The organism is Alteromonas sp. ABV2_168 (assembly GCF_056161165.1).
In genome coordinates this window covers 400873-414585 of sequence record NZ_JBSWYQ010000003.1, presented here as the reverse complement: position 1 = coordinate 414585, position 13713 = coordinate 400873, and the positions used below count along the sequence as shown (strand labels likewise).

The window sequence follows — 13713 nt, the reverse complement described above, 5'->3', positions numbered from 1 at the left end:
CTGTGGCTTCAGCGGATCATTCCTGATTTAATTACTGTACAATCAATCAAAAGCACATTGATGCGCGCTTTACGGAGTAGCACTGCTAAGTGTGTTGCGGCAATTCAATATCTGAAGTAGAAATGGAATGGATAACAATACGGCGCTTTATTCACTTTGCAGTGTGCCCTTGCACGGGGTGAGTTTATTTACGGATTCAATGCCGGCAATAAAGAACAAATACGCACTGCGGCTCAGTAGTGGCAAAGTCGAATCACCATCACAAGAAAGTGCGGTATGGAAACTGACCGACAAAGGTGAAAGGTATACATCAACAATCAAGCTCCACCGGGAAAATGACCGGCAGGTGCTGATGATTGATTGCGAAGGCAAAGGTGCATTCGAATTCACTGAAGAAGGCATAAAAGTGGACTGGCATGCCAATGGCACAGGACCTGCTCACTACCTGCAAACTATCGGTTTATCTGTTTTTCTTGAACAAAAAGGTCACCTTTGCCTGCATGCTAATACGCTGGTAAAAGAAGGACGGGCGCATCTGTTTCTTGCTCCCAGCAGGACCGGGAAGTCGACATTAACCACAGCATTAACTCACGAAGGATTTACTCTCACGACTGATGACATGGCAGCCCTGTTTTCTGACGGCAATGCTTTTTCAGTATATCCCAGCTGGCCTAAAGTTCGTCTGTGGCCAGATAGCACAGAGTATTTTGCAGACAGTGACTCATTAGATAAAACAACGGTTAAGAAAGTACACGATCGCTTCGCAAAAAATGAAATCACTTTCGCCGGGCAGATGTCAGAAGATAAACCCGCTCAAATAAGTGCATTGTATTTTCTAAACAGAGCTGAGAATTATACCGGACCTGTTGAAATAACACGCATAGCCAATAGTAAAGCGCTCATATTACTCATGCAAAACAGCATGCTGGGTGACGCTTATAAAGCGCTGGGAATCGACAAACAACGGGTTGGCTCACTTGCTACGTTGATAAATACGCTTCCGGTTTATGAAATAAAATATCCTGATGGACTTGAACGACTGACTGAAGTTTGCAGGCAAATTAATGAATGGATTTCAGCGAAGAACGGGTAGAGACGCAGCGCTTGAATGATGGGTACGGATACATGCTGCAGAGCAAAACAAAAAGGCCAGTCGTATGACTGGCCTTTTTTTATTCGATCAACTTAACCCTGGAATGGGTTACGCTTAGTCTGACCGCCTTGTTCGTCAGGAATGCTACCTGCGAAACCTTCAGTCAGTTCAGCCAGGGTACCTACTTTTTGCAGTTCCGGCTTTACATACTCTTGTTTGCTTTCGGAAGCATTTTCAAAAGTTTTCATGTTTTCTATCCTTATGCCTTTTTACGGCGGTTGAAGCCCATAAATCCTAGAGCAGCGGCAAAGATACCCAGAGTTGCAGGTGCTGGTACAGCTACTTTGTCTGTATCAACAACAAACTGGAAGCTGCCTGCAGCGTCCATCAGGTTACCGCTAACGCCACTCAGTGTTAAACCACCAAAAAGCTCGTCTTCAATATTCATTGAATATGAAGCATCTAACACATAACCGTCTGTAACCAGTTCACGACCAGCAAGAGATCCATTAGCACTCGCATCGCCTGAAACAGTATCAAAAACAACATCAGCAGCATATGCATCAACATAAACAGATGCAATGCTCAGGCCAGTACCGTCATAGGTGAAAGTCCATGCACCGTAAACATATGCGGCACCAGGAGGCTGATCAGCGATAGTATCGCCAGTTTGTGTTAAAGACCACGAAGTACCGGTAACGCCGCCGCTGTAACCTTCCATATAAGGTACAGTCGCGTCGCTTGAGGTTACACCCCAAGTTAACGTCTCAGTGCTCAGGTCAGAGTAAGTAACAGTCACTTCCATGCCTGCCATGTCAGCGCCGGTGACAGTGCTGATGTAGCTAGCTGAAGCTTGACCGCTTAAAAGCAGGGCTGCTGCTGCCCCAAGTAAAGCCGACTTTTTCATTCCATATTCCTTGTAAGTATAAAACTACGTGGTATAAATTATTGTTGTACACAATAGAAAAGCAAGCATCACGCCACATTTAAAAATATTAATATTTTCAATTATTTAAAAAATAGTAATGTGAATTTGATGTTAATGGATGATATTTACAAACAGATCTGTAAAAAATTCAGACAGATCCTTTCAGATCATATCTGCTGCACCGATTTTTCTCCCGAACTGACGCAGAAAACAGATTATAAATTATGAAGTTAAATTGGCAATGTTAATTTTTCTCCAGATTTTATTAATGTTAGCATTCAGGCATACTCAGCAGAACCTGTTACTTTGTCTGATCGCTCAGTAATGGTGCATTTACGCAACAAGACGGAACTTTGTGAAACCATTTCTCTTCATATACAGCCATAAGTCCCCGGGTCCGCTTCAGTCCGGCGGGCTTGAAAGCCAGCTTTTTACCCATTGCTTTGTTCGCAACGGCAGACTTAGTGGTTTTTCAAACAGTGGTGACACTAAATTACCCGTTCAGGCAGACGAGCGGACTGCAGAAAAGTTAGCATCTATAAACTGTCCATTTTTTATACAACTCGAAAATGATGCTGTTATCATCGGTACGGACGCGCTTTCTCTGACTACTCTGTACTTCGTGTCTACACCTGATTTCACCGTCATCAGTAACAGTGCTGCTCATGCGCTGAATGTATCCGGACTAAAGCCGGTACTTTCAGACACTGCGATAGCCGGATGGCTTGCCGGTCAGCCAGTCCCTCAGCTAAGTATTTATTCAGGGCTGCAGATATTGCCGGCAGGCCACTACCTGCGATGCAGTAAGGATAAGGTAACAAGTCATCAATATTGGGATATTGAACCGGAAAACCGGATCAGACTCACCAGTGATGATGAGTATGCGACTGCATTTCGCGAGCTCTTTATTTCTGTGGTGGAAGAATACACTGGAACAACAGAAGTAGCGGGTTGCCAGATGAGCGGCGGGATGGACTCTACCTCGGTTACCTCTCTTGTACACCAGTATCAGAAGCAGCATAAACGCCGCTGTATTGCGGTTTCGCATTACTATAAGCACGATCCTAAATCAGATGAGACAGAATTAATCCGTGACATGCGCGAATATCTTCAGTTAGAAGAGTTTCATTTTCAGGATGTGGACAAATCACGATATCGTAATTTTCTGAGTCTTTACCCGCCACATTTTGATCATCCGGGTATTGTTCTGTCTCCCCGTTACCGGGATGAACTCTCAGATTTAAAGCAAATGGGTATCAGTAAACTGTTTACCGGAAACGGGGGCGACGAAATTTGCTGGGGGCATGCCAGTGCATACACCCAGCGTTTGCGTGAAGGGGAATGGGGTGTTCTAACTGAAGTGTACAAAGCCTGCGTAGAAACTGGCATGTCTTTTAAATCTGTTGCCCGTGAACTCTTCATTAAACCTTTCGTACCCACTGCCTTGTTGAATATGGCCAAACGTCTGAAAGGAAAAACACCCGGTGTGCTGCCACTACCAGCCTGGTTAACAGATAAATCTCGCCTGCTGGCCAACGAAGCTTTCGGGTTCCATAATCCTTTTGATCCTGTCAAAGAACCAGCCAGCCATGCCAGATACTTTGCGCTCAAAACGACTACCACGTTCAATTCTGTCAGATCTTACGATGCCATTGCTGCCGAATTTGATATAGAGGTGAAGCATCCTTTCTTCGATTACCGGCTTGCTGAGTTTTCTTTCGCAGTGCCACCCTCACAACTGATACGCGGGCCTTATCCAAAATTCGTCTTACGTAATGCGATGAGCCGCCATTTGCCGGATTCAGTATGTTGGCGTCAAACGAAAACCACCTTTGATCATCATTTCGGCAATCTTGTCAGAGAAAATGCTGGTGAGCTCCGGGCATGTTTGTCACACCCGTATCTGAGCGATCGTGGACTGATTGATAATAAGAAAGTGCTTAAAGCTTTTGATGATGCGGTATATAACCGGCATGGCGGTGTACATGTGGACCTGTTGTTTGTCATCCTGACCCAGCGCTGGATTCAGGCATTTCATGTTTAAGTCAAAGCGCTGAGAAAAGCCTGCTCACTTCCTTTTTTCGTTCTCAATTCTGTATAAGTGCTGACAACATCATGACTATCATTAATGATTATGCCGTCATGTGTCAGCCAGCAGTGGGCCTCCGTTTTCCCCGCCGTTACCCGCACCCCGAAATGTAACCCGGGATAAATTTGAAGGTCATTGAGTAATGACATGGTCACCAGACACCTTCTCAGGCAATTCATTTTCCGGATATGATGCCTGCCCGCCTTCTCAATGACAGAGATAAACGATTCAGGAAGCGGCGTTTTCGTACTTTGAAATTGATCCGGGGTAAAAATATGTCCTTTCCATTTTTGATACGGCTGTTTTGAAATACGCCAGTCCCATATCAGAAACATCAGCCATGCCTTAATGAAAAGCTTTTTATGGCTCAACGGTAATCGAAAGAAAGCACCTGCCATCATGCTTACACTTTCTCAATGAGACCCTGTTCAAGGAGCGAAGTCACAAGCTCAGCGTAGTCCTTCCTGACTTCATCTTCAGATACATCAAAACGGGATACCATTGCTGATACCACATCATCCTCATCTTTGCCCTCTTCAAGTAATGAAATCATCTCGGTGCCGACACCGTTAACTGTAAAATACTCACCGTTCTCCGGCTCAAGGATCACCATTTCATCGACGACTTTTTGAGCGAGGACGTCTTCTTTCAATTTATAAGCTGTCATGTTATTCCTTTACTACCAATTCAGTTAATGTCCGGTTTTGCAATTCAAACAACCGGTCTGCCACATCGGCAATTGTAGGGTCATGGGAAATCATCAATACCGTATAGTGCTTAAAGAGATGTTCAAATTCGTCTTTAAAACGGTGTCTTCCTCCCTCATCCAGCATCGATGTAGGTTCGTCGAACAATAAGATTTTTGGCCGTTTCAGTAATGCTCTGGCCAGAGCGATACGTTGCCTTTGCCCGCCAGATAGCCTGATACCGCCTTCGCCGACTAAAGTGCTCATTCCTGCCGGCATCTTCGCCACAATATGAGTAAGTCCGGACAATTTGCATACTTTATCGATATCATCCGGTTCTGGTTTCTCAACACCGTAAGTAATGTTATCAAGAATACTGCCATTGCATAATACGACATCCTGAGAGACATGACCTATACAAGCCCGCACTGACGTGGTGGTGACTTTAAAAATATCCTGACCGTCAATGCTGATATGTCCCCTGGACGGCTCAAAGAAGCGCATGAGTAAGTGCAACAAGGTAGATTTACCTGCCCCGTTCTCACCCGTTATCAACGCCGTTTCACCGGCCTTTAATGTAAAAGAAATATCTGACAATATATCTGCATTGTCCTGATAGGAAAAACAGACATTGTCGAAACGCACCTCGCCTCTTTCTGCAGCCAGTTCAGCAAGCCCTGTTTCTGTAGGCTCCCTTTCCTGAGCGTGCATTGCGAGTAAACGTGATAAAGCACCACTCATCTGCATCGTCTGCCCGTATAACCCGGCGAGCGCACTTACGGGCCGTGTAAAAATCATGCCGTAAAGAAGCAAACTGACAATGTCTGATACATCAATTTTGCCCGCTTTAAACTGCAACAAACATACCCCGATAATTGTGATAATACACACTGAGGCGAGAAACTGAATCAGCGGCGGCAGCATGGCCTGATAACGAAATTGTCTGGTTCTTAATGACAGCACTTCACCTGTATGAGATTTATACCTGCTGGACTCTGCCTCTTCGCGGTTAAACGACTTTATCAGGGAAATTGTGCTGATATTCTCACTGGCAATAGCCAGTGTATCGGCCTGCTTCTGGACAATTTGTTTAGACAGAGGATGAATCTGCCTGCCAACCAGTTTGGTCACGACATAAACCAGAGGCACAAGGGTGATGATAAGCACGGCGACCAGTGGTTCAATCAGATACATCATGACCACACTCCCCACCAGCACCAGTACATTGGGAAGTAAGGTTGTCAGAACACTGGTAACGAAATAACTCACTGTTCCTAAATCGTAGGTAAGCAGCGATAACACATCGCCCTTATTCGTATTCTGAAAATACTTCATCGGCATGATTTGCACGTGGTCATATAACCTGCAGCTAAGGTTGGCCATTAACCTGGCCCCCAATACATTCAACTGGTAAGTAGAAAAGAATTTCAGGAGTGACTGAACAGCGAAAAGCACACACCATGCTGCAAGGTAAAGTGTGAGTTCGTTTAAAGAAGTGAAATTGCTGTCTACTGCGGCGGCTGATTGCTTACCAACAACATAAGGAATAGTAAGATTAAGAGCAGTTTCTGCCATCAGGATGGCGAAGATAAACAGAAAACTAAGCCTGTAGTGCCGAAATATGTTCCTGCCAAAGTACAGGCTTTTAGTCCACATGTTTATCCGATACTGTTACTGCAACTGACTTCGGGAGAAGACCCGTTAATAAACGTTTTTGCCCACGAAGCCTTTAAAGAAAGTAAAGATAACAATTTTAAAGTCGAGCCACAAAGACCAGTTTCGAATATATTCCAGATCGTACTGCACACGCATTTGCATTTTTTCAACGGTGTCTGTTTCACCACGCCAGCCATTTACCTGCGCCCACCCCGTGATACCCGGCTTGATTCTGTGACGCAGCATGTAATATTTAACAGTTTTGCGGTACATCTCATTGTGCGCGACAGCATGAGGACGGGGACCGACAACAGACATTGAGCCCTGCAAAACGTTAATAAACTGGGGTAATTCATCCAACGATGTGCGGCGTAAAAATGCACCGACTTTGGTAATCCGGGCGTCGCCTTTGGTTGCCTGAGTAACTTTATCACCATCTTCAGTAACGGTCATAGAACGGAATTTCCATACTTTAATTTTCTTCCCGTCTACCCCGTACCGGTTCTGTTTGAAAATGACCGGACCTTTAGATGTCAGCTTCACAGCCGCTGCGATAAATAACATAGGGACTGCAATAACAGCCAGAATGCACGTTGCGAGGAAAATATCTTCAGCACGTTTAATCGCAGTTGTCGCTCCGCGCATGGGCGTATCGAACACACTGATTGTTTGTAAATTACCAATATTACAAAGACGGGAATGAACCATGTTGTACATGAAGAAATTCGGAACGAAGTGAACTTCAGCGTTTGTATCACCCAACTGATGCAGAATTTGTTCAATGCGTTTGTTGGCTGTCATCGGCAATGTTATGAATATTTGATCAAACTCACCATTTCTGACTGCTGCAATGGCGTCGTTAATTGAGCCCTCTACTTTCATACCATCAGGAATCGCCAGACGGTCTGTATCACGATCATCGAAGATACCGTCGATTCTGAAACCTGTATGAGGGTTACGTTTCAGCTCATTGGCCAGCGCAACAGCATTCTCGTTCATCCCTATAATACCAACGGAACGGCTGTTAAAGCCCTTCTTGCGCACATGATACAAGAAGGCCCGCATAAACATACGCCAGGAGCACAGGAAAACAGGGGCAACGATAACCCATGATGACAACGCAACGCGGGAATAGTCGTCAGACGTTTTAGACAGGAAGAGATAGGAAAGCACCACAACAGTACTGACAAACCAGCTTACAACGGTATAAAAAATCAGTTCTTTAGAGGTACCTGAACGCCAGGAACGATACAGCCAGAATAGTTCAGCAGACAGCAGGTAGGTAGTACTTCCAATCAGGCCAAGCAAATGATAGTGCACGTCGATGGGCACACCATATAAATTACATGCAGCCAGCAAAGTGAGCTGGATGATCAGAAAATCAACAAAGCGGTATACTACGGCAAATTGATTTATGTTGTTTCTAACGAAGCCGTTTCCCATGATGAACCATCCTTGCGTGTAACGTTAAATTTTGGGTAACTATAATTCGGTTACTCACGGTATTTGTTTGAAGTCTCGTGAATGCGCCTGCTCCATTAGTCTAAGCAAAGCAAAACAAATACCAACTTTTTCAATTAAAGGCTATGTATCTCTTCCGTGAAAAAACCTTGAAGTAACTGCGTGAATTATTTTATTTATAATAAGGTGAACCTGACAGCATATTGTTACATATTGATGTATGCATCAGAAACTGACCATTTTCGGCGTGTTTTACTGCCCAAATTTTGTATCTTTAATTCGCTTTGTAAAGAATGCTGACAACAAGGTGAAAGACTCACCAAAAATTAACAAAATAAGAACATTTCATGTTGTCTTGTGAAACATTTATAAACATAAAACAGATAGTCTCAAATTAAATACTTGCAGTTAAGTAGCTGGCACAAAACAAATGTTGGGTGTTTAAAGGCTATTAATGCGAATATTCAATTTTTCTAAAAACAATTTTCCTAAGGGCTTTAATGTTTTCAGTGTAAATTTTTACGACACTTTGAGGATACAGATCCTACGTAAAGACTTAAAGTGTGTAATTTAATTACATTTGCTTTTTACCTATACCTTTCATCTAAAGCGCAACTTTTTAAATCTTTTCCCGAACTACTAAAGCTGGAATACTCGTTGCAACGGAATACGAGTTGCGAGAATGTAGATATACGAGGTAAACCGGTCGCTGTCCCGCCGGATGCCACACCAGTCTTACTTTATGGCGTACCCTATTTTGAATCAGGTCACTCTGGATAACAAAGAAAATCAAGGACTCGAGCCGCTTACCCTATCGCTTACAAGGCTAGTTGTGGCATCGGGCTCATTACTTTTTGCCGGCTGGTGTTTGTTTTTAGCGTCAGATTACGTTGAACTGCACCGGCTGACTGAAACGATTTCCGGTGAAAAAGCGTTGTCCCGGTCAGCGCTCCCGGGTCCCGGAGATTCACTCATTCCGTTTGAAAATTACAGCGAAGCATTAACCGGGTTATCAATGCGGCAACCGGGAGAAGCAGAGATCCCGTATCTGCAGGCTTCACTTGCCCTGCACAAATTGCAGATTGCACGGGTTGGCGGTGAAAACAACGTGCCGGAGTTTTTTAATGCGTTTATCACCAGAATTCACGCACTACAGCCGGCACATTATCAGGCATTTGCCCTTACCATGGCGAATGCATCTTTAAACGATCAACCTGTCACCGCATACCATAATTTACTCAGAACATGGCTACCGCTGGCGCCAAATGAAGAAGAAGTGCAAATTAATGCGGGTCGCTATCTGATTGCGCACTGGGAGGAATTACCTGCAGATATTAAGGAGCTCGCCCTTCCTGTTATTCAAAGCGGATTAAGACAACAGCCGGTGAAACGTATTCTGGTTCAGGCCATGAAAACCCATAATTTGATACGCCCTTTTTTAAAAATTTCACCTGACAGAGCAACAACGGCGAAATTAAAAGCGATTACCGGCAATCCGGATGCAAATCAATGATAAACAGGTTTGTAAATCGCGCTGCTTTTGTAATGCTGGGTAGTCTGTTTGTAGTTTTCCCCTGGTTTCACGGACTTGATTTAAAATGGGAACAGATCCTTGCTGCGGCTTGCATCAGTGTTTTTTTTGCACTTTCCGTTCTCTCATCCTCTTTCCATTTCAGAGGCAGCATCCGCTACGTTTTAATAATGTTCGCAGCATGGCTGTTATACGCAGCCTTGTATCTGATCCCGCTTCCCGCTACCGTCACTGACTTTTTGTCCCCGCACATGAGCCATTGGTACATGTTAAATGGCCCGGAAAGTGAAGTACGGATGACGGTTTACTATCAGGCCAGTCTGATTGAATGGATAAAATTTCTCGGAATAGCACTACTTTTGCTTTCGGTATGGCTTCTTTGCCATTCTGAAGAGAGATTGCACAAACTAATTATTATTCTGGTGACCGGATGCACCATCACAGCACTGTATTCTTTGCTCAATTTCTTCAGTGGAGGTCAATTTGAACTGGTGGGTAACATTCCGCCATGGGATTTGAAGTGGCAAGACGGCATAAGAGGGACCTTCAGCTATAAAAACCAATATGCACTTTACATTGCTTTGGGTATTGCACTTTCTGCAGGTATGCTGGCCGATAATATCAGAAGCCGCCGCAATCGAATGGTTACTGTAACGCTGATTCTGACTCTGATAGTGCTTACTCTTACCCTTATTAATACCAGCAGTCGTGGCGTTATTGTCGCCTTAGCCGGCGGGTCAGGAGTCGCCGGCGCATTGTTCCTGCTGCGTCATAAATCACTCGTCAAACAATGGTTGTCTGTAAAGCGCATTGCCGCCGGTGTGGTAATGTTACTGGCAGCTGCCGTTCTTTTTATGCAGTCATCTGTGTATGACCGTTTTGCTCACCAGAAAATGGCCGACAATGGCAGAATGCACCTCAGAAATACTGCTATCAGTGTTATCAGTGATCATCCGGTGACAGGCACAGGTCCCGGTACTTACCCTTATATTCAGCATGTCTACAAACCGATGGCACTGGGCATTTCTAAAATGTCTAAGCGGGCTCACAATGACTACCTCGAAACCATGGCGACAACAGGTATTGTGGGTTTCCTGATACTGGCATTACCTTTGGGGTATATGCTCTGGCGGATTTTCAGGCCTGTAGATTGTGCCTTCAATGGCCTGCTGACAGGTTGCAGGGCAGCGATAGCGACTTATTTATTTCAGGCCGCTTATGATACTAATGCAGGAATATACTTCCTGCCTTTGCTGTTTATAACGGTACTGACAGCAGCATTCGTATTGTGCGAAAAGTTTGCAGTACCGGACTCCGGAATAAAAGCAGATTAATGCTCTAATGACAGGAATTCGTAGTCAGGACCGGTGACAGTAAACACGAAGGCCCCCCAATATCTCGGATCGCGGAATCGACGCTTTGACGCCAGCAGCCCCCTGGCATTTCGCATGGCATCTGCGATGTCGCCTCCGTTACCGGCCAAAGAAACATAGAAATGTTGCATAAATTCAGCTGTTGCCCGGTCCGGCACTTTCCAGAGCGTTGAAATGGTTGCTCCGGCCCCCTGATAGAGAAATCCGTGGCTTAAACTTCTCATCCCGATCCCCTGATAGGATTTGCCCATTTCCGTTTCACAGGCGCTGATAACGACTAAACGGTTGTGAAAAACATGAGAGAACAGATTTTCATAGGAGATATAGCCCTGATGTTCATTTTCATCGCCTGTTGCAGTAACCAGCCCCACGGTTTCCGGCGACTCCGGCGAATACCAGGCATGACTGCCTACATGCAATAAGGAAGCATCTCTTGCAGCCGCAGAAGTGATGCTTTCGTTTGTTGCATCATCACCGGTAAACACTTGTAAGGGGGCTGAAGGAAAGGAAGTTGCCAGTACATCCGCAGCTCTCGCTGTCCATGGTAACGGAGGAAACCCTGCGCGCCACTGCATTGCCTCACTGTCAGACATATATTCAGGTGACGGATTAGAGGGATTGGTAAAAGCAACAATATTACCGGCGGCGCTGTTTACATCTCCGGCGCTCTGATAGTCCATCAGAGACAGGATCCTGACGATCCCCATTTCAAACCCCAGATAGCGGGTTCCGGTTTTATCATTCAAAGCGGCAAAAGAACTATTTCTCCACGGCCCTTCAGGCAGTAAATACAGGGTTTTAAAGCCATGATACTCCGTCAGCCTGCCGCTTATCCACGTAGTCAGCGCATCCGGGCTGAATGCGCATTGTTGTTCTATGTAAGGGCCTGAAATAAGATAGGCGCAACTCTTATTCTCCAGTGCAAAAATTTTCAGGATAGCCCGCTTATTTCCGAGGCTCTGACGGATTTTATCTAACGAGAATGTCTGCACAGGCTCACTATCACTAAGCTCCCGTTGCTGGCCGGCCAGTTGAACACGCTCCCAGAGTTTATCTTTGAGAAATTGCTTATCATCATTCTCTGCTGAAGATTGAGGGTCAGGCATAGCGGCGTTTGCCAACATCCACTCGCTTTGCAATGTCTCATCCACTTTTTCATAACTCTGGCTGGCCAGAGCCATTCTGTGACGGTTGAAAACGATCGCGGAGAACCTTTCAGAGATAAACAAAGCTTCCTCTATAATGCGCTCATCGTCTGAAGGCAGAATGGCCGATAGGTAATTGTTGATCAGTCTGCGGGACTGACTTAACCAGCTCATCCCGGTTTCATTACTGCTGAATTTTGTTGAAGCATCCGTAATACTGGCGAATGCATCGTAAAAAATGCCGGCGATTTCAGGAAGATGTTCGCCACCACCGGCCTTTAACAGAGTCATTCTGGCATTCGCAAGCGCCAGGCTCACTGATAGTGTCATCCGGCGGTGCTGACTGATGTCTTCTATCAGTGTTTTAGCCATCCCGTAACGCTTAACCAGTAACAGCACCTCCAGCCAGTCACTCATCAGCTGTGAACGTTGAGTCACAGAATACTGGCCGGTGAGATGTCCTAATGCTCTTACACAGGCGTCTTCGTCAAACTCTGCAGGCGACAGTCGTGCTCTTATTCTTGCAAATAAAACCTCGTATCGTGATTCCTGAAGTCTGGTGCGCTGCAGAGGAGCCAGTTCGTCCAGCCAGCTTTGAGCGGATGCAAGATCATTTTTCGAAATCGCGATGCCGGCAAGAGAGATTAGTGTATCTACGAAATCGGTAGTGAAGTTTTCTGCATTACTTACCTGCAATACCTGCTGATAATATCGTTCAGATTTTTCAATATCTCCCACCAGCATATAAGCCCGCCCCAGATTAGCATAGCTGACGATAAGCTTTTCCGGTGCCAGATTATAAGTATGGCGGTAAACCGACTCTCTGAGTGTGGCAAGGTACTCAGGCAGCTTCCCCTGATGCCGGTATACCCAGGCCAGATTGTTGGTGAGATCGTCCAGCATCTCCTGCTGTTGTAAATTTTCCGGAGCAGGTAAACAGGCAATACCCTCTTCCAGAAACTGTTCAGTGCGGGGTAAATCTGCTACCGACTGAAAATAACTCGCCAGACCATTATTTATTTGTGCACAAAGATGGGGATCGGTACCGGCCATTATCCTCGCGCTACCAAGTTGCAACTGTGCGTATCCGGACTCTCTGACTGACGAGTCCTCAGAAAGTACATCATGAAAACCACAAAAACCGTAGAATGCGGCTTCCTGCTGATTGTTTTTTGCGCTGCCCAGCAGCTCCGGGGAAGTACAAACCTGTGCAACTTTATCGTACTGGTCTATAGAAAAGGTGCTTTGAAGGTATATCAGCCTGATTGTGTTTTCATAAGCAGACCCGGCGAAAACATCCCTTGAAATAGCTTCCGCCGCAAGCGAAGCTGCTTCCCTGTAGGCCATATTTTCCAGTTTTATCAGCAGATTTCTTATCAACCACTCATGATAGTAAGGGTCTTTGCTACTGACAGACAGCGCTCCAATCTGATCCGCAAAATCATCAGGCAGTGACAAGCCGTGCTGAACATACACGGTATCAAACTTTGCCACTAAAGCTAATAAAGAGGCCTGCTGAACGTCATTGACGTTTAACGCTGACGCGGAAGGGCCGGTACATTGAAATAAAACACCATCCTGCTCATAAACCTGATTAAGCGCAGCCCATCCGGCAGGTTCCCCACACAACGTGTGCGGAGCTGAAGAGGAAGCAAAAACTGACGTCGCAAATACAAAGAAGACCGGCGCTGCAAAGCCTGCTCTGCGGAGCATACCTGCAATAAATGAATTCCTTGTAGAAAAACGCATTC

Annotated in this window: 11 protein-coding genes; 4 read left to right on the top strand and 7 right to left on the bottom strand. The window is 45.4% G+C overall.

Features of this window, described 5'->3' with window-relative positions:
* Window positions 1–127 precede the first annotated feature (127 nt).
* A complete protein-coding gene (locus ACXAH4_RS07410) occupies window positions 128–1093 on the top strand; it encodes a hypothetical protein (protein WP_474881295.1) in 966 nt (321 codons plus the stop codon).
* 92 nt (window positions 1094–1185) lie between these two features.
* Here ACXAH4_RS07410 and ACXAH4_RS07405 read toward each other — a convergent pair whose 3' ends face one another.
* On the bottom strand, window positions 1186–1341 hold the full coding sequence (locus ACXAH4_RS07405; RefSeq protein WP_119500220.1) for a lasso RiPP family leader peptide-containing protein: 156 nt from the start codon (window positions 1339–1341) through the stop codon (window positions 1186–1188).
* 11 nt (window positions 1342–1352) lie between these two features.
* Window positions 1353–2000: a PEP-CTERM sorting domain-containing protein gene (locus ACXAH4_RS07400; protein WP_119500219.1), complete on the bottom strand. Its 648-nt coding sequence runs from the start codon at window positions 1998–2000 to the stop codon at window positions 1353–1355.
* Between the two features lie 376 nt (window positions 2001–2376).
* On the opposite strand from ACXAH4_RS07400, the gene ACXAH4_RS07395 reads away from it, so the two are divergent.
* Entirely contained in the window at window positions 2377–4065 is a 1689-nt protein-coding gene (locus ACXAH4_RS07395) for an asparagine synthase-related protein (RefSeq protein ID WP_474844896.1), read from the top strand.
* On the opposite strand, the gene ACXAH4_RS07390 is transcribed toward ACXAH4_RS07395, so the two are convergent.
* From ACXAH4_RS07390 to ACXAH4_RS07375, 4 genes are read right to left on the bottom strand one after another with little or no spacing between them, the layout of a single operon-like run.
* Window positions 4062–4511, bottom strand: coding sequence for a lasso peptide biosynthesis B2 protein (locus ACXAH4_RS07390; protein ID WP_474844897.1), 450 nt, complete (start codon window positions 4509–4511; stop codon window positions 4062–4064). The genes ACXAH4_RS07395 and ACXAH4_RS07390 overlap by 4 nt on opposite strands.
* 2 nt (window positions 4512–4513) lie before the next feature.
* Entirely contained in the window at window positions 4514–4777 is a 264-nt protein-coding gene (locus ACXAH4_RS07385) for a PqqD family protein (RefSeq protein WP_303573650.1), read from the bottom strand.
* 1 nt (window position 4778) lies between these two features.
* Window positions 4779–6452, bottom strand: a complete 1674-nt coding sequence (locus ACXAH4_RS07380) for an ABC transporter ATP-binding protein (protein ID WP_474881293.1) — start codon at window positions 6450–6452, stop codon at window positions 4779–4781.
* Window positions 6453–6497: 45 nt separating this feature from the next.
* Window positions 6498–7895, bottom strand: coding sequence for an undecaprenyl-phosphate glucose phosphotransferase (locus ACXAH4_RS07375; RefSeq protein WP_303573652.1), 1398 nt, complete (start codon window positions 7893–7895; stop codon window positions 6498–6500).
* Between the two features lie 760 nt (window positions 7896–8655).
* Between ACXAH4_RS07375 and ACXAH4_RS07370 the strand changes: the two genes are divergently transcribed.
* Both ACXAH4_RS07370 and ACXAH4_RS07365 read left to right on the top strand, forming a co-directional pair.
* Window positions 8656–9426 (top strand): hypothetical protein, encoded by a 771-nt coding sequence (locus tag ACXAH4_RS07370; protein WP_474844899.1) that lies wholly within the window; start codon window positions 8656–8658, stop codon window positions 9424–9426.
* Window positions 9423–10778: an O-antigen ligase family protein gene (locus tag ACXAH4_RS07365; protein WP_474844900.1), complete on the top strand. Its 1356-nt coding sequence runs from the start codon at window positions 9423–9425 to the stop codon at window positions 10776–10778. The genes ACXAH4_RS07370 and ACXAH4_RS07365 overlap by 4 nt, the downstream gene beginning before the upstream one ends.
* Here ACXAH4_RS07365 and ACXAH4_RS07360 read toward each other — a convergent pair.
* On the bottom strand, window positions 10775–13711 hold the full coding sequence (locus ACXAH4_RS07360; RefSeq protein WP_474881291.1) for a CHAT domain-containing protein: 2937 nt from the start codon (window positions 13709–13711) through the stop codon (window positions 10775–10777). The genes ACXAH4_RS07365 and ACXAH4_RS07360 overlap by 4 nt on opposite strands.
* Between the last annotated feature and the right edge of the window lie 2 nt (window positions 13712–13713).